17 protein-coding genes are annotated in these 19,470 nt (G+C 72.2%); 5 read left to right on the forward strand and 12 right to left on the reverse strand.

The annotated features are described in order from the left end of the window. The first annotated feature begins 80 nt into the window (after positions 1–80). Positions 81–1,322, forward strand: a complete 1,242-nt coding sequence (locus ACZ7CD_RS17500; protein WP_470379291.1) for a cytochrome P450 — start codon at positions 81–83, stop codon at positions 1,320–1,322. 3 nt (positions 1,323–1,325) lie between these two features. On the opposite strand, the gene ACZ7CD_RS17505 is transcribed toward ACZ7CD_RS17500, so the two are convergent. From ACZ7CD_RS17505 to ACZ7CD_RS17515, 3 genes are read right to left on the reverse strand one after another with little or no spacing between them, the layout of a single operon-like run. Further along, positions 1,326–2,912 (reverse strand): FAD-dependent monooxygenase family protein, encoded by a 1,587-nt coding sequence (locus ACZ7CD_RS17505; protein WP_470368697.1) that lies wholly within the window; start codon positions 2,910–2,912, stop codon positions 1,326–1,328. Positions 2,913–2,972: 60 nt separating this feature from the next. After that, complete coding sequence (locus ACZ7CD_RS17510) at positions 2,973–3,146, reverse strand: DUF397 domain-containing protein (protein WP_470373242.1); 174 nt, start codon at positions 3,144–3,146, stop codon at positions 2,973–2,975. After that, positions 3,121–3,969 (reverse strand): helix-turn-helix domain-containing protein, encoded by an 849-nt coding sequence (locus ACZ7CD_RS17515; protein ID WP_470373241.1) that lies wholly within the window; start codon positions 3,967–3,969, stop codon positions 3,121–3,123. The genes ACZ7CD_RS17510 and ACZ7CD_RS17515 overlap by 26 nt, the downstream gene beginning before the upstream one ends. A 224-nt stretch (positions 3,970–4,193) precedes the next feature. Between ACZ7CD_RS17515 and ACZ7CD_RS17520 the strand changes: the two genes are divergently transcribed. Further along, positions 4,194–4,856 (forward strand): hypothetical protein, encoded by a 663-nt coding sequence (locus ACZ7CD_RS17520; RefSeq protein ID WP_360401735.1) that lies wholly within the window; start codon positions 4,194–4,196, stop codon positions 4,854–4,856. Here the strand turns inward: ACZ7CD_RS17520 and ACZ7CD_RS17525 are convergent. Together ACZ7CD_RS17525 and ACZ7CD_RS17530 are read right to left on the reverse strand one after the other, a co-directional pair. Next, positions 4,825–5,223, reverse strand: a complete 399-nt coding sequence (locus tag ACZ7CD_RS17525; RefSeq protein WP_470379235.1) for a hypothetical protein — start codon at positions 5,221–5,223, stop codon at positions 4,825–4,827. The two genes, ACZ7CD_RS17520 and ACZ7CD_RS17525, sit on opposite strands and share 32 nt — an antisense overlap. Further along, positions 5,220–6,875 (reverse strand): hypothetical protein, encoded by a 1,656-nt coding sequence (locus ACZ7CD_RS17530; protein WP_470379236.1) that lies wholly within the window; start codon positions 6,873–6,875, stop codon positions 5,220–5,222. The genes ACZ7CD_RS17525 and ACZ7CD_RS17530 overlap by 4 nt, the downstream gene beginning before the upstream one ends. Before the next feature lie 235 nt (positions 6,876–7,110). Here ACZ7CD_RS17530 and ACZ7CD_RS17535 point away from each other — a divergent pair, with 235 nt between their 5' ends. Beyond that, positions 7,111–10,347, forward strand: a complete 3,237-nt coding sequence (locus ACZ7CD_RS17535) for a hypothetical protein (protein WP_470379237.1) — start codon at positions 7,111–7,113, stop codon at positions 10,345–10,347. A gap of 31 nt (positions 10,348–10,378) precedes the next feature. Here ACZ7CD_RS17535 and ACZ7CD_RS17540 read toward each other — a convergent pair whose 3' ends face one another. Beyond that, positions 10,379–11,053 (reverse strand): TetR/AcrR family transcriptional regulator, encoded by a 675-nt coding sequence (locus ACZ7CD_RS17540; RefSeq protein WP_470368700.1) that lies wholly within the window; start codon positions 11,051–11,053, stop codon positions 10,379–10,381. Between the two features lie 73 nt (positions 11,054–11,126). Here ACZ7CD_RS17540 and ACZ7CD_RS17545 point away from each other — a divergent pair, with 73 nt between their 5' ends. Together ACZ7CD_RS17545 and ACZ7CD_RS17550 are read left to right on the forward strand one after the other, a co-directional pair. Beyond that, a complete protein-coding gene (locus tag ACZ7CD_RS17545) occupies positions 11,127–12,341 on the forward strand; it encodes a cytochrome P450 (RefSeq protein WP_360401630.1) in 1,215 nt (404 codons plus the stop codon). Next, positions 12,338–12,532: a ferredoxin gene (locus tag ACZ7CD_RS17550; protein WP_470379238.1), complete on the forward strand. Its 195-nt coding sequence runs from the start codon at positions 12,338–12,340 to the stop codon at positions 12,530–12,532. The genes ACZ7CD_RS17545 and ACZ7CD_RS17550 overlap by 4 nt, the downstream gene beginning before the upstream one ends. Before the next feature lie 42 nt (positions 12,533–12,574). On the opposite strand, the gene ACZ7CD_RS17555 is transcribed toward ACZ7CD_RS17550, so the two are convergent. The 6 genes from ACZ7CD_RS17555 to ACZ7CD_RS17580 form a co-directional block, all read right to left on the reverse strand. Then, positions 12,575–14,176, reverse strand: coding sequence for a protein kinase domain-containing protein (locus ACZ7CD_RS17555; RefSeq protein ID WP_470379239.1), 1,602 nt, complete (start codon positions 14,174–14,176; stop codon positions 12,575–12,577). Further along, positions 14,169–14,348 (reverse strand): hypothetical protein, encoded by a 180-nt coding sequence (locus ACZ7CD_RS17560; protein ID WP_470379240.1) that lies wholly within the window; start codon positions 14,346–14,348, stop codon positions 14,169–14,171. The genes ACZ7CD_RS17555 and ACZ7CD_RS17560 overlap by 8 nt, the downstream gene beginning before the upstream one ends. Before the next feature lie 72 nt (positions 14,349–14,420). Then, on the reverse strand, positions 14,421–14,975 hold the full coding sequence (locus tag ACZ7CD_RS17565; RefSeq protein ID WP_360401621.1) for an EF-hand domain-containing protein: 555 nt from the start codon (positions 14,973–14,975) through the stop codon (positions 14,421–14,423). Between the two features lie 135 nt (positions 14,976–15,110). Continuing rightward, a complete protein-coding gene (locus ACZ7CD_RS17570; RefSeq protein WP_458433485.1) occupies positions 15,111–17,354 on the reverse strand; it encodes a transglutaminase domain-containing protein in 2,244 nt (747 codons plus the stop codon). Further along, a complete protein-coding gene (locus ACZ7CD_RS17575) occupies positions 17,351–18,493 on the reverse strand; it encodes a DUF58 domain-containing protein (RefSeq protein WP_470379241.1) in 1,143 nt (380 codons plus the stop codon). The genes ACZ7CD_RS17570 and ACZ7CD_RS17575 overlap by 4 nt, the downstream gene beginning before the upstream one ends. 1 nt (position 18,494) lies before the next feature. Further along, positions 18,495–19,463 (reverse strand): AAA family ATPase, encoded by a 969-nt coding sequence (locus tag ACZ7CD_RS17580; RefSeq protein ID WP_360401612.1) that lies wholly within the window; start codon positions 19,461–19,463, stop codon positions 18,495–18,497. Positions 19,464–19,470 lie beyond the last annotated feature (7 nt).

A 19,470-nucleotide genomic window follows, 5' to 3' on the forward strand; every position in this document is an offset into this window, starting at 1 on the left:
CCAGCGCCTACCCTGGGCGTCGTTCCCGTGCGAAGGAGGCGGCCATCAAAACGGTCATCCGCTGGGGCTTGAACCACGGCGTGCCGAGGGTGGCGTTGCGCCTGGCCGCGCGCAAGGGCGACCTCCAGGGCCGCATCACGGTCGAGGCGAACAACGGCAACGACCTCACGGGGTTGTTCGACGAGATCAGGGCACACGGCCCCTTGGCGCCCACCGGCATCGGACACGTCACGACCAGCCACGCCGCCGTGCGCGAGGTGCTGGGCAGTGACGCCTTCCAGGCCAGCCGCCCCCGTTACGGCAACGGTGTGCTGGGCAGGATCGCGGACTGGGCGGCCACCGACGTGCTGCACCCGGTGCAGCCGCCGTCGTTGCTGGTCACCGAGCCGCCCGCGCACACCCGCTACCGCAAGCTCGTCACGCGCGTGTTCACCGTGCGCGCGGTCGAGCAGCTGCGGCACCGCACGCAGGAGATCGCGGACCAGCTCCTCGACGGCCTCGACCCGAGTGACCCGGTGGACCTGATCCAGACCTACTGCGGCCTGCTGCCGGTCACGGTGATCTCCGAGATCCTCGGCGTGCCGCAGGAAGACCGCGCGAGGGTGCTGGCGTTCGGCGCCTCCGCGGCACCGAGCCTCGACCTGGGCCTGTCGTGGCGGGTGTTCCGCGACGTCGAGACGACGCTGGCCGAGTTCGACGCCTGGCTCAGCCGCCACATCGACGCCCTGCGCGCCAGGCCCGGCACCGACCTGCTCAGCCGCCTGGTCACCGCGAGCGACGACGGCGTGGGCCTCACCGAACGCGAGCTCAAGTCCACGGCGGGCCTGGTGCTGGCGGCGGGGTTCGAGACGACGGTGAACCTGCTCGGCAACGGCATCTCGCTGCTGGCCGGCCACCCCGGGCAGCTGGAGGTGCTGCGCGCGCGGCCGGAGCTGTGGGCGAACACCATCGACGAGGTGCTGCGCCACGACCCGCCGGTGCTGCTGACCGGCCGGACCTGCGTGAAGGACACCGAGGTCCTCGGCGTGCCGGTCCGCCGCGGGCAGCTCGTCGCGACCGTGCTGGCCGGTGCGAACCGCGACCCGGACGTGTTCACCGACCCGCACACCTTCGACGTGACCCGCGCCAACGCGCGCGACCACGTGTCGTTCGGAGCGGGCCGCCACTACTGCCTCGGGGCGGCGCTCGCGCGGATGGAGGGCGAGATCGGGCTGCGGGCGATGTTCCGGCGGTTCCCGGGGCTGCGGCTGGAGCAGGGCGCCGGTCGGCGACCGACGCGCATCCTGCGCGGGTTCGAACGGCTGCCGGTCAGCCTGGGTTGAGCGTCACGAGACCAGCGACAGACCGGGGCGCACCCCGGCCACCGGCTCGGCGGGCACCGCGGCCGGCACCACGACCTCGTCCCCGCCGATCTCCCGCGTGATCCACGCCCCCGACTCGACCATCACCTTCAACGTCCGCACGTCGAGCGCCTGGATGCGCCCCAGGTACCACTCGTCGGAGGCCAGCGAGCCCATCCGGTCGCCCATGCGCGCCTTGACGTCCTTGACGCGCTGGAAGAGTTCGGCGACCAGCGGCTCGCGGTCGAACGGGCCGGTCAGGCCGTCGCGGATGCGGTCCTCGATGCCGCGCGGCACGCCGTCGGCGTCGGGCATCAGCATCGTGGTCCAGGCGCGGGACTTCTCGCGGTACTGGAGCTGCTGCATGATCCCCTCGTGCTGGGCGAAGTCGGCGGCGCGGAAACCGCGGCCCTTCCAGCGCTGGAACAGGTTCACCGCGAGCGACTGGGCGCTCTTCAGGCCCGTGTTGAGGCCGCGGCCGGGCCAGAAGTGCAGGGAGTTGGCGGCGTCGCCGAGCAGGAAGCCGTACGTGGACGGCGAGAGCTGCGCGGTGAACTTCGACATCTGCTGCATGCCCAGGGTGAACGACGTGATGCCCACGACGTCGGCCACGCCGGCGCCGAAGAACCGCAGACCGTCGAGAATCCGGGGCCACAGGTAGGAGAGCTTGTCCACGGACGGCTTGAACACCGAGCGGTGCCGGTCGCACACGAAGCGACCGCCCTCGGGGCGCATCGTGCAGCCGAACCTGCCGATGCACGCGATGGGGCCGTTGGCGCCCAGCGCGACGATCTCCGAGGCCTCCTCCGCGGTGAGGCGCATGTTGATGAAGCCGCCGCCCATCGAGTTGAACAGGAACCGGTTCTGCGCCACCGTCAACGGCACGGTGTGCTCGTCGGGCACCTTCGACGACACCACGCGGATGCCCAGCACGCGCTCGTCCAGCGGCGAACCGTCCACACTGAACAGTTCGCGTGACGGCGTGCCGAAGTGCGGCTTCAGGGCCTCGCGGGTCGCGGAACGGGCGCCGTCGGCGATGGCGAGCACGTGCAGGCCGTCCCACTTCGACGGAACGGTGTAGGCCTGCGGCAGCAGCTCGATGCCGAGGTCCTGGGCCAGGTCCAGCAGCGCGTCCTCGATCCAGCGGATCTTGATGTTGCGCGGACGGCCCTTCGACGCGGGTGAGTCGGGGCCGAGCGGCCACATCTCGGAGAAGCGGCCGTCGGCGAACAACCGCTGCCGCACCTCGGCGGGCAGGGCGGCCCAGACGTTGCTCTGCAGCGTCACGACCTGCTCGCGGCGGTTGTTGCCGTCGGAGGCGTCCTTCCACACGACACGACCCGCGTGGCGCTTCCAGCGGCGGTCGTGCACGCGCAGCGAGACCTGGTCGCCGAGCATCGTCTTCAGCGAGCACGCGAACGCCAGCCCGACCGGGCCGCCGCCCGCGACGTCGACGCGCATCGGGGTGCTGCGCCGCGGCAGGCGCACGAGCTGTGCGCCCTGACGCGGCAGCATCACCGTCGGGCCGGCCGCCTGGCCGAACAGGACCGTCTTCTCGTCGTCGCGTGCCATCGAACCGCTCCCCCTGCTCACCTGGTGACGGCGATGACACGTGGTGAGACGGGGAACGGTTCAACGAGTTTCGAGAAAGTTCTTCCACGCGCCGGGAGCGAACGTCAGGACGGCGCCCCCGGGGTTCTTCGAGTCGCGCACGAGGGCGTCGCCGGACAGCGCGACCTCGACGCAGTTGCTGTCCTCGGTGCCGCCGCTGTAGCTGCTCTTACGCCATGCTCGTTCCTGAGTCATCGAGGTCCTCTCGCGGTGGGCTGATGTACTCAGCCAGCTTGCTCCGCGATTGTTCCTCATCCAAGGCGACCTCAGCCAAACGGTCGAACAGCAGCCGGGTGCGAACGATCACCGCCGGGTCCTGCACGAAGACCTTCGCCAGATCGGTGTCGCTGAACGCGACCGGCATCGCCTTCTCGTACTCCCACAGCACGCAGTCCGACCAGGCGACGGGCTCGTCGGCCGGCACGATCCTGACCATGCGCGCCGCGAACAGCAGCTGGAGGTACTGCTCCTCCATGATCCGACCGTCGCCGACCTGTTGCTGCAACGCACGCTCATGGACGTAGAACAAGCAAGTCGGCCGATCGTGGCGCCGCAGCACCGACTGCCGGTCGATTCGGAACTGGACCAGCGTCGAGATCCGCTCCTCCGGCACGAACCCGGTCAGCCGGTACACCGCTTCGGCGTACTCCGGTGTCTGCAGCAGGCCTGGGATGACCCTCGAGTCGTAGCTGATGATCGACAACGCGGTCGACTCGGCCAGGGCGAGCGTCCGCAGGTTGTCCGATATCTGCACGACGTACTCGTCGAACGCGGTTCGGTAGCGCCGTTTGAAGTCCTCGAAGAAGTCGACGTCCTTGCCGCACATCGTCAGGTACTGCACGAGGTCGATCTCGCTGGCGCGGTACTTGCCGTGCTCGATGGTGGACACCTTGCTGGGGTCCCAGCCGAGCCGGACGGCGAGCGCGGCGCCGCTCAGGTTCGTGGAGGTCTCCCGCAACCGGCGCAGCTCGTCGCCCAGGTCGCGGCTGTACGCCGTGGATGGTGTGGTGGTGGCCATAGGCTGACGCTAGGGGTTGCTCGAAGAGCACGTACCGGCTCATTCGGGTGAAAATGATCAGCGGCCGATGTTGTGCGGTGGACCGGCTGCGAACGGCCGTGACCGCAGCGTCACGTGGCCATCGTCACGACAGCGCCATTCGGACGAACTTGAGCCTTCACGGGTAACTCCGGCTCGGTCGCCGAACGATAGCCAGGCGTCCCCCGCTGCCGAAAGTGGTGCCCATGGAGCCGGACCTCGACGGCCTGTTCGAGATCGCCGTTGACGCCCTTGACGAACCCGAACGCGGCCAGGTGCTGGCCTGGCTCGCGGGCGCCGTCATCGGATCAGGACACACCCAACGTCTCGCGCGCGGCGCGCGTGACGTCGTCCTGCTGCTGCCCGACCGCCTGGTGGTGGTGCGGCCAGACCCGTTCCAGTCGTGGTCGTACCCGCGCGAGCTGGTGGTGAGCGCGCTGTTCGCGGCCGACCACGCCCAGTTCGAGGTGGCCGACGACCAGGTGGAGGTCGACTGGGAGTTCTGGATCGACAAGCAGCTCACCGCGTCCGCGCCGTTCATCGAGGCGGTCGAGGCGTGGCTAGTGCAGGAGAAACCGCCGGGCAAGGGCGGACTCGCGCTCGGTCTGCTGATCATGACCCTGGTCGTCGGCGGCCTGTACTTCGCGGGCGGTGCCTCCGGGCCGTCCGACGGGCCGCTGAACGCGCGGTCGACGTGCAACGAGTTCCTGTTCGCCGGTGCCGACCAGCAGCTCGCGATCTTGACGAAGCTGTTCAAGGACGCGGGCAAGGAGGACGACGCGAAGAACCCCGAGGTGCTGCGCGAGTCCGGGCACCGCTGCGAGCAGAACGGCACGGCTACTTTGGACTCGCTCGTCGGCAACCGCTGACCACCGCGGCCGCCACCAGCACACCGGCCGCGATGAACCCGTTGTAGTTGTACACGCGCAGGGAGTCGTAGTCGTCCTGGGTGAGGAACGCCGTCCCCTGCTCCGCGGGGTGGTCCAGCCACAGGAACACGAGCAGCCCCGCGCACCCGGCCAGCACGACGGCGTCCCGCCGCCACCCGGCCACCACCGCCGCGACGACCACCACGGCGACCAGCTCGTACCGGGTGCAGAGCCGCAGCTCGTCGAGCAGCGGCAGCAGCCACCCCGGGTCCTGCCCGAACGGCACGGCGACCGGTTCGGCGAACCGGTCGGCCAGGCCGATGGCGACCGCGAACACCGCGGCCACCACCGCGACGACCCTGCTCATCCGCCGGTCCGGTGCGGCAGCAGGCCCGGCCGGGGCGCGTCCCGCGCCAAGCCCGGCAACAGGCTCCAGTACTCGTCGTCGTTGTCGGCGCAGTCCACGCGGAGCGTCCGCGTGTACGCCGGACACGTCCCATCCGGTTGCCGCGTCAGGTGCGAGGCCAGCGCGAGCATGCCCAGCGAGTGGTCCGAACGCGGCATGTAGCGGTCGCCGATCGACGCCCCGGCCATCGCGATCAGCACGAACATCCCCGCCAGCGCGGCGATCCGCAGCGAACGCGCACCGAGCCACGGTCGCAGCTTCGGCAGGCCCTCCAGCCGTTGCACGCCGAAGTACAGCGCGAAACCGCACAGCAGCAACATCGTGTAGAGCAGCTCGGCGGTGCTGCGCGGGTAGAGCTGCACGGCGTCGCGCTCGTACATCGTCGAGGCGTAGTAGAACCGGACCAGCCACGCGCCGGCGAAGAGGCTCGTCAGCAGGATCACGGCGGTCCGGTTGCGCCCCACCGCGATCGCCGCGGCCACACCGACGAGCGCGATGATCGTGAACACGCCCACGCCGCCCAGCTCACCGGGCGGCGGCCACGGACCCGGTTCCGCGCCGGGCATGTCGCCGCGGGTCATCGCGATGTAGGTCGGTTCGGTGTGGACGTCGAAGTAGAAGTAGCGGTCCGTCATGCCGCTCGACGAGGACAGGATGGTGGACAGGTGGAGGTATGACACCGCGACGAACGTCACCGTCGTCACCGCCAGCAGCGTGAGACCGCGCCACAGGCCCGTGCGCCACGGGAACACCACCAGTGCCGCCACGACCGCACCGGGTGCCGACCACACGAACCAGCCCGAGTAGACGAGGAACACCACACCGACCACGGCGCCGACCCCGATGCCGCGCACCACGAGCGCGCGGTACGTGAACTGGTCGGCCCTGCGCAGGCGGTGCAGCAGGAACAACATCACCGGCACCAGCACGACGAGCATCAGGTTCGCGTAGACCTTGTACGGCTCGATGAGCACCATGCCCGGCACCACGCCCAGCACCAGCGCCCACATCGGCCGCAGCACCAGCCGCCAGGCCAGGTACGCGACCGGGCCGAACAGCGCGGTCCCGGTGATCTGCAGCACCTTGAGCGCGTGCTCGGGCGTGCTGCCGGTGAGCTCGCTGAACCACGCCATCGCGTGGATGAAGCCCGGTGGGTAGGTGTACGGCATCCCACCGGTCTCGATCAGCGACCGCGCCCACCCGACCACCACGCCCGCGTCGCCGTAGACCGCGAACAGGCCGAAGGTGGTGCCGCGCAACGCGACCACCACCGCACCCGCCACCAGCGCGCTGAACAACCCCGCGGCGGCGGCAGCAGCGAGCCGTTCGACGACGTGCGCGTACCGCTTCCGCGCGGCGACGACCACCGCGACGAGCACGGCCAGCGCGATCACCGCGAACCCCAGCTGCAGACCCGCCAGACCGCTGACCTGGCCCACCCGGTCCACCGGGTCGACCTCCACCCCGCGCGCCCACAGCAGCAGCACCCCGGCCGCACCGAGCGAGGTGAGCACCTCGCCGCCGATCAGCGACCACCTCCGCCGTCTCCACGTCCGGACCGGGTCGGCGTCGACCAGGTCGGGCACCGCGGACGGCACTAGCTCAAGAGACAACATCCCCCACGTCACTTCCTCGCCTGAGCGCTGTGCAGCGCTTCCCCCAGAAGGAAGAGAACGGGCCAACCCCAGGTACACCGACCGCACCGTCACAGGAGTTCCCAGGCTCCCGGCGCGGTCAGGCGGTGCCACGCTCCCCCGGTCCGAGGGTAGCCGCTGTGGCAGCACGCGTGCGCACGCCCCGGGCAAATCCGGTCGCGCCCGGACGGTGGCGACCGGAGAATCACCCGCTGTGACCACTACCGCCGCCGCCCTGCTCACCGCGATCGACCCGCTGCCCGCACCCGCGCGGCAACGGCACATCGCCACGACCGCGCTCTCGCTGGCCGGCACCGCCGAGCTCGACGCCGTGCTGCGGGACCTGGCGGGGCGGGGCACGTTCGAGCGGCGGCTGGCGGTGCAGCTGGCGGCCATCGCGGGGCACCGCGAGCACGTCCGGCGGGAGCTCGCGGCACCGCAGACGGCGGTGCAGTGGACGGCGCTGCGGGCGGCGGTCCGGCTGGGCCTGCCCGCGGAGGTGTTCCTCGAACGCCTGCCGGAGATGGCGGCCGCGACCCGGCGGCGGCTCTACCGGCTGGTGCGCCGGGAGCAGGCGACGGCGCTGGCCGACGCGCTCCTGCCGGTCGTGTGGGAGCGGCACGGCGACGACGAGGCCGCGGCGCTGCTCGTGGCCTGCTCGGCGCCGCCGTTGCGGGAGCTGGAGCACGCGGCGGCGAACTGGTCGGCGATCGGCAAGCGGCACTCGGCGGCGTTGCTCGACCTGGTCGAGGCGGAGCTGGCCGCGGCACCGGTGTCGGCGTGGAAGCAGATCTGGTCCCACCGCGAGGTCGCCGTGCGCAGTGCGGCGGAAAAGCTGCCCATGCGCGTGCTGGACCTGGTCGAACGGGTGGCGCCGCACGTGTGGTCGGTGCGGCTGCCGTCGGTGCTGGCCCGCGTCGCGCCGGAGCGGGTCGCCGGTCTGCTCGCCCAGGACTCCGCGCACCAGCCCGCCAGCGGCCGTTTCTGGCGGCGCCTCGCCGGTGTCGACGAGCGGGCGCTGGTCGCCGTCGCACGCCGGCTGCACCCCTCCGGGCTGCGGCACCTGCTGCACGCGCTGCCGCCGTCGCGCCGGGCGTCCGTCTACGAGGGAGCCGTGGGCGAGCGGCCGGACGTGCCGTTCGCGGTGCTGGACGAGCTGCCGGTGGCCGACCGCGCGGTGCAGGCACGACGGTTGCTCGGGCTGCGGCGGGTCGCGGACTCGCCGTCCCAGCGGCTGGCGGTGACCGCGCGGCTGCCGTGGGAGGAGGCGCGGGAACCGTTGCTGGCGGCCACGAAGCGCGCCACGGCGGACGAACGCGCCGAGGCCTACCCGCTCTACGTCCAGGCCGCGGCGGCGAGCAAGGACCCCGACGCGTTCGCCGCGATGCTCGCGACCCTCACCCGGCTGCCGAACGAGCAGGACCCGGTGCGCGCCCCGGCGCTCCTGGCGCTGGCGAAGGTGCCGGCGTGGCTGTTCCGCGCGTCCGAGGCACCGTTGCTGGCCAAGCTGCTCCTCGACGCGACCCGTGCGCGGGACAGCTCGTGGAGCACCTGGCACGCGGTGCAGGAGCTCGCGACCGCACTGGTCCGGCAGGGCGCCGTGACGAGCGAGCCGGTGCTCGTGGAGACCGGCCTCGACGGCCTGAACCTGGTGGGAGAGCACAACTCCCACGTCCACCTGCCGGGCCTGCACCGGTCGCTGCCGCGCGGCGCCGAGCACCAGGTGTTCGCGGCCCTGCGGCCCAGGATGACCGCCGACGCGGGACGCGACCAGTACTCGCTCGTGCTCGCGCTGGCGGCGGGCCTCGAGCGCAGGGCGTGGCACCTGCCCGAACTGCAGGACCTCGTCGGACGGGCGCGGTTCGCGGCGCAGGAAAACGTTGCGCGCCAGGCGATCGGCCTGTGGCTGGCACCGACGGCCACCCGTGACGACCGGGTCGGGCAGGTGCTGTCCGACGACATCTCGTCGATCGTGCTCGGCGAGGTCCAGCGGGCCGTGTCGACGCGGCGCACGGACCTCCTCGACCTGGTGGTCGGCCGGCGCGTGCGCGGCCGGTTCTGGAACTCCGACGTCACCTTCGTCCCGCACTACACCCGGTGCTTCCACCTCTGGATGCCCCGGCAGATCGCGGAGCACGCGGCCCAGCTCGCGTCGATCGCGCGGTCGACCGGCCACGCGGTCCTCGCGCGGGTGAACGCCACCACCGCGCTCGGCCAGGTGCCCGGCACCGCCGCGACCCTGCGCACCCTGTTGCGCGACAACGAGGTCCGGGTGGCCGAGGCGGCGCTGAGCGCCCTGGCGTGGACCGACGAACCGGCCGACGTGCTCCCGGACCTGCTGGCGCTGGCCGACACCGACCGCGCCCGCGTCGCCGTGTACGCCGCAACCCGTTGCGCACGCTTCACCCCACCCACCCGCTTGCGCGCGCTGCTCGCACCGGTGTTGCGCGGCAAGAAGGTGACGTCGCGCAAGGAGGCCGTCCGCCTGCTCGCCGAACACCAGGTGCCCGGCACACTCCCCGAGCTGGCGGCGATCTGGCCGGACACCCACCGCGACATCAAGCGCGCCATCGTCTCGGCGTGCCGCTACTTCCTCGACGACGAGGCCGCCTGGGACCTGCTGTCGGCAGCGGCCGAAGGCGAGGCCCCCGTGGCGCTGTCGGTGCTGGACCTGCCACCGCAGGACGTCGCCGACCGCCACCGCACCCGTTACGCGTCACTGGTCCGCGCGATCGCCGTGCGCCCCGAACCGGAAGCCGCCCGGCGGGCACTGGCCACCCTGCCGCTGTGGTCGCGCTGGGACACCGGCGGCACGGACCTGCTCGCCGGCCTCACCACCGACCTCACCCGCACCGCGACCTGGCAGCAGGCCCTCACCGCCCTGGTCGCCGCCTGCGAGGACGACCTCACCCCGTTGCGCACGGCAGTGACCCGCCTGCTGTCCACACTGGACACCCACAACGCCGAACCGGACCGCGACCTCCCCGCACGCCAACGCATCCGCGCAGTCGTCCGCCTCCTCGCCGACGACCGCACCTCCCCCACCCACCGCGCCTTCGAACGCCTGCTGGCCCACGACCTGGCCACCCCCATGCCGCGCGAAGCGATCCGCCTGGCCGCGAGCGCCGTCGACTGGCAGGCCGACGACGTCCTCGACCAGGTGCTGTTCACCGCCTCCCTGGCCACCCGCCCGACGCTCGCACTGGACGCCCGCACCGAACTTCAGCGCTGGCTGCGCCACAACGCCGCCAAGACCACCCCCGCACAGCTCCGCACCCTGGCCACCGCCCTGCTCGCCCCGGCGCCCTTGGTGGCCCTCGGTTTCGCCGACGTGGCCGGCGAAACCGAGGGCTGGCCGGAGTTCTGGCGCACCCTGCTGCGTGAGCTGCGCGCCCACCCCGACCCGGACGTTCGGGAGGCGGCCCTGGCACTGGTCACAACCCGCGAGTAGGTTCCGCGCCCGTTCGGGCGCGCCGGAGTGGTCAGCGTTCGCGCATCAGCGAGCTCGCGTCCGAAAGGCCGCGCAGCACGAGGCTGAGGGCGCGGGCGAGGTGCTCCCTGTGGTCCTCGAGTGCCTCCGGTGTGATGCCGCCGGCGGTGGCGGCCGCCACGTCGTCGGTCGCGGCCTTCAGCACCGCGCTCATGGCGGCGGCCTGGACGCGGACGGCGATCGAGTCGGCGGGGAGGGCCATGCGGTGGGCGAGGACTTCGGCGAGGGCGTCCTCGTCGCGTTCGCGGAGCATCAGGTACGCGGCGCGCAGGGCGGGTTCGTGGTGGGTGAGGCGGACGACCGCCAAGACCGCGGCCACGTCGTCGTCGGAGCCCGCGTCGAGGACGGGCTGGTAGGCGGTGCGGAGGTGGTCGATCAGGTCGAGCTCGGCCGGCCAGGCGCGCAGCACGGCGCAGAAGGCGTCCACGCTGCGGGTGAGGAGGGGCTCGACGCAGCTCTCCTTGTGCGGGAAGTGGCGCCAGAAGGTGCGTTCGGAAACGCCGGCGGCCCGGGCGATCTGCTCGCCGGAGGTGGCGGCGACGCCCTGCTCGGCGAACAGGCGCACGGCGTGGCGGGAGATCTCCAGGCGCTGGCGGCGGCGTTGCTCGCCGCTCACCGGCGGCCGGCCCCTGCGGGGTGCCCCGTTTTCCGCCACAACGTCCGCCATCGGGTGATTCAAGCACGTCAGAGGCTCGAAAGTTTAATGGCAGCTAGTGCCAATAAACGGTACGGTCGGGGTCATGAGCCTTGCTCCCGAACGCATTCAGCTGCCTTTGCCCAGGCCGAACGTGCTCGAACTCGCCCCGCTCTACTCGCTGCTGCGCAGAGAGGCCCCCATCGCCCCGGTCACCACACCGACCGGCGACCCCGCGTGGCTCGTGACCCGGTTCGAGGAGGTGCGCCTCCTGCTCGGTGACAAGCGCTTCGGCCGTTCCCACCCGCACCCCGAGCAGGCCTCGCGGATCACGACCGCGGCCGTGCTGGACGGGCCGACCGGCGAGTACGAGACCGAGGAGGCCGACCACGCGCGGATGCGGCGCCTGCTCACGCCCGCGTTCTCCGCCAAGCGCATGCGGATGCTGTCCGACCACATGGAACGGTTGATCGAGGGGTACCTCGACCGGCTGGAGGCGGAGCACGAGACCGCCGGGGTCGTCGACCTGCACCGCGGGCTGGCGTTCCCGTTGCCGGTGGCCATGATCTGCCGTCTGCTCGGCGTACCGGAGGCCGACAGCGAGCTGTTCGCGTCGTTGTCCGAGCGCATGGCGGGCACGGCGATCGGCGAGGAGGCGCACCGGGCGCGCGAGGAGTTCTTCCGCTACATGATCGGGCTGATCGAGACCAAGCGGCCCGACCTCGGCGAGGACGTGATCTCCGACCTGGTCCGCGCGCAGGGCGCCGACTCGGCGTTCGACTACGAGCAGATGGTGCGGCTGTGCGTCGGGCTGCTGTTCGCGGGCCACGAGACCACGGTCAACCGGATCGGGCTCGGCGTGCTGTTCCTCATGACCAACCGCGAGCACTGGGACGCGCTGGTCGCCGACCCGGACGGGCACGTCGACGCGGTGGTCGAGGAGATCATGCGGCTCGGCGCGCCCGGTGACCTGGGGCTGCTGCGGTACGCGCACGAGGACGTCGACATCGCCGGCGTGACGATCGAGCGCGGTGACGCGCTGATCCTGTCGATCAACGCCGCGAACCGGGACGACGGGGTGTACTCCGACGCGGAGGTGTTCAACCCCGACCGTCCGGAGAGGACGCACCTCGGGTTCGGGCACGGCGCGCACTTCTGCATCGGCGCGTCGCTGGCCAGGACCGAGCTGCGGGTCGTGTTCGCGGCGCTGGCCAAGCGGTTGCCGCGGATGCGGCTGGCCAAGGACGTGTCGGAGCTTGAAATCAGGGCCACGCTCACGGGTGGCGTGTCCGAACTGCCGGTGACGTGGAGGTCGGAATGAGGGTCAGCGTCGACCAGGGCAGGTGCGTCGGGGCCGGGCAGTGCGTGCTCGCCGCCGACGACGTGTTCGACCAGCGCGACGAGGACGGGCTGGTGGACCTGCTGAACCCGAGCCCCGCGGAGGAACGCCGGACCGACGTGCGGCACGCGGCCGAGGTGTGCCCGGCGTCCGCGATCAGCGTGGAGGACTGAGAACCGGTGCGGCGCGGTGCTCTCGACGCACCGCGCCGCGCCTCACTGCGCCATCAGCGGCTCGGTCAGCGGCGTGCCGTCCGCCCTGCCCACGAAGCAGTGGATGATGCGGCTGGAGTGCCGGTAGCCGTTCTGGGTCTTCACCTTCCACGACTCGGCGGTCGGGACCACCACCCAGTACCGCAGCGTCTTCTCCTTGTCCTGCCCGGTGACCTTGTTCGACAGGAACGTGCGGGTGCAGGCGGTGCCGCCGATCTTCGTCAGCTCCTCCACGCCCGGGTACGCCACGTCCTTCTCCATCTCGGAGTTGGCGAGCACGGTGTCGAGGACCTCGGTCGCGTGCTCCTTGTAACAGCCGCCGCGCTGCTGCGGCTTGATCGGCGCGGCGTCCTTCGCGGGCGTCCAGGCCAGGCAGTCCTTCCTGAACGCCAGCAGGCTGTCGTCCTTGATGTCGCCGTCGATGCCCAGGGTCAGCACCGGTTGCATCGCCGCTGAGCTGGCGGGGCCGTCGCCCGTGTTGCCGGCACCCGTGTTGCCCAGGCTCGTGTTGCCCAGGCCCGTGTTGCCGAACCCCGTGTTGCCGAGCATCGGCTTGAAGACGGTGAAGTACAGCAGGACGAACACTCCGACGATGAACAACGGCGTCAGCGTCGCCGACAGGTACATGCCGACCGAGCGGCGCTTGCGCGGCGGTACGAGGACCTCGACCGGTGGGGCCGCGGTGAACGGTGGTGGCGTGGTGAACGGTGGCGGCGTGGTGACCGGGCCGCTGTGGAACGCGGGAGGCCTGGGCGCTGGCATCGGCCCCGACACCGGTTCGAAGCGTTCCGTCAGGTCCGGCTGCACGAGCGCGCGGGTGATCAGCCGGCGGGCCTGCCCGGTGCCGAGGCGGCGCTGCGGGTCGGGCTCCATCAGGCCGGTGATCAGCTCGCCCAGCGGTCCGCTGACCCGCGGCACCGGACGTTCGCTCATCACCGCGAGGATCGTCGCCGAGGTCGTCGGGCGGTCGAACGCGCCGCGGCCCTCGACCGCGTAGAACAGCGTGGCGCCCAGCGCCCACAGGTCCCACGCCGGTGAGGCCTCCCCGCCCGCCAGGCGTTCCGGTGACATGTAGGCGGGCGAGCCGATCAGCGTCCCGGTGGCGGTGAGCCGCGGGTCGTCGAGCGACTGCGCGATGCCGAAGTCGGTGAGCTTCGCCGTGCCCCTGCCGGGCACCATGACGTTGCCCGGCTTGACGTCGCGGTGCACGATGCCCTGCTCGTGCGCGGCCTCCAGCGCGTCCAGCAGCTGGCCGGCGAGCGTGGCGGCCTCCCTCACGCCGAGCGGGCCGTCGCGGTCGACGCACGCGTCCAGGGTGGGGGCGTTGATCAGCTCCATCACGATGAACGTCTGGTCGTCCTCGGAGATCAGGTCGAAGACGGTCACCACGGCGGGTTCGGACAGCCGGCTCGCGATGCGCGCCTCGCGCAGCACCCGTTCCTGGTAGACGGCCCGCTCGTGGGCGGGCACGGTGCCGGGCAGCAGCAGCTCCTTGACCGCGACCTCCCGGCCCAGGACCGAGTCCTCGCCGAGCCACACGGCACCCATGCCGCCCCGCCCCAGCTCGCGGATCAGCCGGTAGCGCCCGTTGCCCACCTCACGCATGCGGGAAGTCTCGCAAGCCGATCACCCGGTCCGGTGAACGGGGGGCACGATGACGTGCCACGAACGTCAGCAGCTCCCCCCGGATCGTCGACAGGTCCGGGGCGGACCAGGTCGCGGTACCGGTCACCAGCGAGCGGCTGAGCACGCCCGGCGGGCTCAGCGCCGTGCCCACGAACCAGCTCAGCGCACTCGTCGACCGGGTGGAGCACGGCAACGCCGGCACCGCGAACGGGGCCCGGTTCCGTCAGGTGCGCTGCAACGCCTTCGGGTACAGCCAGCTGCCGGGCGTGTCCTCGGCCGGGTTCGTGTAGTAGTCGCGCACCGCCGCGATGTACTCCGGCACGCTGATCGCCCCGTCACCGTCGGTGTCGAGGTGCGCGAACGCCACCCCGCACTCGTCGTCACCGAGCCCGCGCGCCTTGAGCAGCACGGTGAACTCGTCCACGTCGACCCGCCCGTCACCGTCGGTGTCCGCGAGGGCCAGCAGCTCCTGCACCACCTCCAGGAAGTCCGCCTCGATCGGCCCTCCGGTCACGAACATCTCGATCATCGCCTCCCGGTACTCCTCCGGCGAGACCTGCCCGTCCCGGTCGGCGTCGCAGTGCACGGCCAGCATCTCCCAGAACCGGTCGTGCGCCTCCACCAGCTCCCGCCCGCGCTCCGACCCCGCCGGCTCCCCGAACGCCCGCAACAACCGCTCCGCCAGCGCGTAGACGTCGGCGAGCTCGATGACACCGTTGCCGTTCACGTCGTAGTGGGCGAACGTCGCGTCGATCCTGTGCTGCAACACCTGCTTCATGTCCGGCACTGTGTTCACGCGACCCCCTGGCGCGCAACGCAGGTCGCCCAGCCGGGTGGAGTTGTTCCACCGCTCCGGGTGATTGCGGGTTCAACGGCATGAGAGCGCGCGAGCGTGAACTTGGTCTTGACGGCCTCACCTGGCCCTGGCCGGCAGGAACGTGCGGACGTCGAGCGGTGCGAGCCACCGCCGCCAGCGCGGCACGCCGGTGCGCATCCGCTTCCTGGCCTCGCGCACGTCCGCCCAGTACGCGTCCACGGCCGCCTGGTCCGGCTGTCCCGGCCCGAACACGTGGGCGTCGGCCCGCACCGCCAGGCCGCCCAGGTCGAACCCGGCCAGCAGGGTGGCCTCCTGGCGCCGGGTCAGGCCGCGCGGCACCCGTGCCCCGAGGTCGCGGGCGTGGTCCACGAGCTCGTGCCAGCCCGTGGCGAACCGGTTCGCGGTGCTGCCGCGCGTCTGGCGGCGGTGGCGGCGCACGGCCTTGCCCCCGACGACGAGACCGACCACCGCGGCGATCGGCAGCAGCACGGAGGCGGCGTCGGCCAGCAGGCCGGCGAGCCAGCCCGGCAGCCAGGACCCGCCGGGGTCGCCGATGCCGACGCCGCTCGCGTCGGTGCGGCTCGCGTCGACCAGCGAGCTGGGCATCTTCACCGTGTTCGGCGGCGGCACCACCGCGGCGTCGGTGTTCTCGATCTCCTGCGGCGGCTGGTGGTCCGGCTTCTTCGAGCGGTCCGGCATGAACTCGGTGTTCGGGACGACCGCCCACGTGCCGTCCGCGAGGTGCAGCTCCACCCACGCCTGCACGTTCTCGCCGCGCACCACACCGCCGCTGCCCGGCACCGCGCCCAGCACGACCCGTGCGGGCATGCCGATCTCGTTCGCCACCAACGCGTACGCGGCGGCGTACTGCTCATCGTTGCCCGCCGGGCGCTTGGCGTTGAAGAACGCCGTGAGCCGGCCCGCGCTGTGCCCCGGCAGGTACTCGGTCTCGCCGGGACCGCCGTCGGTGTAGGCGCCGTTGTCGCGCAGGTACGCGGCGGCCGCCTTCAGCCGTTCGGCGGTCGTCGTCGCGCCACCGGTCCACTTGGCGACCTTGCCGCGCACGAAAGCCAGCTCGGAGGTGCGCACCGACGGCCGTCCGAACGGTTGGGCGTCGTCCGGGATGCCCGCTGTGGTCAGGACCGTGCGCAGCGAGTAGGTGTCCCCCTCGCGCAACCGGTCGGCGACGATGCCGGACGCCGTGGCGAGGTTGTAGCGCAGGTTCTCGGTGTGACCGGCCCTGCGCTCACCGCTGAAGGCGATCTCCCGTGCGCGTCCGGCCGTCGGCAGCCACGCGCTCAGCTCGTCCGCCGTCGCGTAGGCGGCCTCGATCCGGATGGTCACGTCGGACTCGGTTCCGGTCCCGGTGGCCGGGATGCGCACACCGATGCGTTGGAAGTTGTTGCGCTGCACCGGGTCCACCGCACCGGCCGGGTCGTTCGTCGCGCCCCACACCCGGCCGTCGTACCCGTCGAGGGTGGCGATCCGGACGCGTTCGCCCTCCGGCAGCCCCTGCACGGTGAACAGCGTCTGGTCCCAGAGCTGGTTGGCGTCCTTCGTGTGCTTGCGGTAGCCGACCAGCGGGCTCGCGTAGGCGCCGATCTCGAACGGCGGCTCCACGTACTTGCGCAGCACCACCCGGTGGGCGCTGCCGGTGCCGGGCAGCACCGGCGACACCACCAGCGCGAACCCGGCCGCGACGCCGACGAGCGCCACGGCGGTCACCGCGCGCACCCGGCGCATCCCACCGGCACGCACACCGGTGCGGTGCCGGGCCGCGCGCACCGCGAGCCAGCCTGCCGCGACCGCGGCGAACACCGCGCCGAGCACCCCGGCCGCCTCACCGGTGCCGAGCAGGACCACCGCGGCGAGCACGGCGAGCGGCGCGCCGATCGGTGCCCCGCTGAGCGGCACGCGGCGGGCCAGCGTGAAGCCTCCCGACCCGCACAGCAGGCCGAGGATGTACGGGATCACCAGCAGCGGACCTGCACCGTCGACCGGCGGCAGCGTGGTGAGCAGCTGCTTCCAGCCGTGCACGCCGAGGTCGAGCAGACCGGCGAGGACGTCGGGTGTCGGCAGGCCCCCGTCCTCGCGCAGCGCCACGACACCGCCGAGGAGGAAGAACACCGCGACCGTCATGGCGGCGACGGCGATCATCGGCCGGCGCAGCACCGACGCGACGTGCCCGGCCAGGACGCCGAGCAGGAGGCCGGTGCCGCCGGCGAGCAGGAAGCCCCAGCCGGTGTAGGTGGTGCGGAACCCCAGCAGCGCGACGACGAACAACGCGCACAGGAAGGCGGCGTCGACGAGGTCGTCGCGGCGGGGCACGAGTCCGGTCACTGCAGGGTCCCTCCCGCCAGCAGCACCGGCAGGTCGCCCAGCCGGCGCAGGGTGAGCACGGTGAACGCGGTGCTCGCCGACCGCGCGGTGCGCTGCCGCGGGTCCACCCGCAGCACGACCTTGCGCACCTCGGCCGGGAACGCGGTCGCGACGGCGCGCAGGTCGCCGTAGCCGTGCCGCGCGCCGGTGACGAGCACGAGCAGCGTGGCGTCGGGGGCCGCGGCCGCCGCACGGGCGGTCACCTCGGCGAGCGACGGGCCGCCCAGCTCTGCGCGGGCGAACACGTCCAGCACGTGCTGGGCCCGGCCGGAGAGGTGCCCGGAGGCGACCACGCTGGTGTCGATCCCGTCCGCCACCGCGCGCTGCACCACCGACGCACCGGCGGACAGGGCCGTCTCGAACACCGAAGGGTCCGGATAGGACTGTTCGGCGCCGTCGACGACCACCACGACGTGCGCGCGCCGGGAGTCGAGGTACTGCCGCACCAGGAACCGTCCGTCCTGAGTGGACGCGGCGAGCTTCGCCGTGGAACGCCAGTGGATGTGCCGCCGGTCGTCGCCCGGCGCGTACTCGCGCAGCGCGTGGAACGCGAGGTCGCTCATCGAGACGTCGTTGGTGGTGCAGCCCTCCAGGTCGCGCAGCAACCCGGTGCCCAGCGGCGCCAGCGGCACGGTCAGCGGGTGCACGAACAGCTCGACGACCTCGGTCATCGCGACCGTCCGCCGCACCAGGCCGAGCGGGTCGCCCCTGACCGTGGTGGCCGGTCCGACCGCGATCACCCCGCGCCGCAGCCCGGCGACCTCCACCTCGCGGCCGCTGTCGAAGACCTCGACCCGGTCCCGGCCGATCGGCAGCTCCACCTCGGGCGCGAACAGCGTCCTGCGGCCGTGGTGCTCGACCTCGACCGCGCAGCGCGTCGACTCGTCGGGCCGCAGGCGGCGCTTGGCGACGGCCACGTCGACCCGCACCGCGCCGCGGCCCAGCGTCAGCCCGCACGCCAGCGCCAGCAGCACCAGCCCGGTGGCGCCGAGCAGCACGAGCTCGTCCCAGCCGAGCACGGCGCCGAGCACCCACCCCACCGCCGACGCGACCGCGAGCAACCGGCCCGCCGGCGAGACCACCTCCAGCAGCCGCACCACCTCAGGCCCCCCGGCGCACGGGCGGCTCGACGTCCGCGAACAGCGAGTCGACCACCTTCTCCACGGTGGCGCCGTCGAACTGCGCCTCCGGGTGCAGCAGGATCCGGTGGCCCAGCACGGGGTGCGCGAGCTGCTGGACGTCGTCCGGCACGACGTGACCGCGCCCCTGGGCGAGCGCCCACGTCTTGGCGCACCGCACGTACGCGAGACACCCGCGCACCGACACGCCGAGCCGCACCGCGGGGTGCGACCGCGACGCCTCGGCGATCCGGCTGACGTACCCGAGCACCGCCGGATCGACGTGCACCTGGTCGGCCAGCGCGGTCAGCTGCGCCACCGCGCTCGCCGCGATGGCCGGCGGCACGGTCGCCGACCGGTCCCGCGTCGCCGCGTCGGCCAGCAGCGCCACGGTGGCGTTGTGGTCCGGATAGCCGATGCTGGTCTTCATCAGGAACCGGTCGAGCTGCGCCTCCGGCAACCGGTAGGTGCCGGCCTGCTCGATCGGGTTCTGCGTGGCGATCACCATGAACGGCGACCCCACCGGGTGCGTCTCGCCGTCGACGGTGATCCGGCCCTCCTCCATCACCTCCAGCAGCGCCGACTGCGTCTTCGGCGAGGCCCGGTTGATCTCGTCGGCGAGCACGATCGAGCCGAAGATCGGCCCGGGGTGGAACCGGAACACACCGCGCTGCTGGTCGTAGATCTGCACACCGGTGACGTCCGACGGCAGCAGGTCCGGCGTGAACTGGATGCGGGCGCTGGTGCCCTGCACCGTGTTCGCCAGCGCCTTCGCCAGCGATGTCTTGCCCGTGCCGGGGTAGTCCTCCAGCAGCAGGTGGCCGTCGGAGAGCAACGCGGTGAGCGCCAGGCGGATCACGTGCTCCTTGCCGGAAATGGCCCGCGAGATGTTCAGCACCATTTGCTCGAAGGTCTGCGCGAACAGCCGAGCCTGTTCAGGGGTCACGGTCATGGTATTT

This window comes from Lentzea sp. NPDC036949, assembly GCF_055608075.1.

What these genes read in the sequence shown, in the direction of transcription:
- ACZ7CD_RS17505 (WP_470368697.1), bottom strand. Translation starts at nt 2,912, where the DNA reads ATGGCACGCGACGACGAGAAGACGGTCCTGTTCGGCCAGGCGGCCGGC.
- ACZ7CD_RS17510 (WP_470373242.1), bottom strand. Translation starts at nt 3,146, where the DNA reads ATGACTCAGGAACGAGCATGGCGTAAGAGCAGCTACAGCGGCGGCACC.
- ACZ7CD_RS17515 (WP_470373241.1), bottom strand. Translation starts at nt 3,969, where the DNA reads ATGGCCACCACCACACCATCCACGGCGTACAGCCGCGACCTGGGCGAC.
- ACZ7CD_RS17520 (WP_360401735.1), top strand. Translation starts at nt 4,194, where the DNA reads ATGGAGCCGGACCTCGACGGCCTGTTCGAGATCGCCGTTGACGCCCTT.
- ACZ7CD_RS17525 (WP_470379235.1), bottom strand. Translation starts at nt 5,223, where the DNA reads ATGAGCAGGGTCGTCGCGGTGGTGGCCGCGGTGTTCGCGGTCGCCATC.
- ACZ7CD_RS17540 (WP_470368700.1), bottom strand. Translation starts at nt 11,053, where the DNA reads ATGGCGGACGTTGTGGCGGAAAACGGGGCACCCCGCAGGGGCCGGCCG.
- ACZ7CD_RS17545 (WP_360401630.1), top strand. Translation starts at nt 11,127, where the DNA reads ATGAGCCTTGCTCCCGAACGCATTCAGCTGCCTTTGCCCAGGCCGAAC.
- ACZ7CD_RS17550 (WP_470379238.1), top strand. Translation starts at nt 12,338, where the DNA reads ATGAGGGTCAGCGTCGACCAGGGCAGGTGCGTCGGGGCCGGGCAGTGC.
- ACZ7CD_RS17555 (WP_470379239.1), bottom strand. Translation starts at nt 14,176, where the DNA reads ATGCGTGAGGTGGGCAACGGGCGCTACCGGCTGATCCGCGAGCTGGGG.
- ACZ7CD_RS17565 (WP_360401621.1), bottom strand. Translation starts at nt 14,975, where the DNA reads ATGAAGCAGGTGTTGCAGCACAGGATCGACGCGACGTTCGCCCACTAC.
- ACZ7CD_RS17580 (WP_360401612.1), bottom strand. Translation starts at nt 19,463, where the DNA reads ATGACCGTGACCCCTGAACAGGCTCGGCTGTTCGCGCAGACCTTCGAG.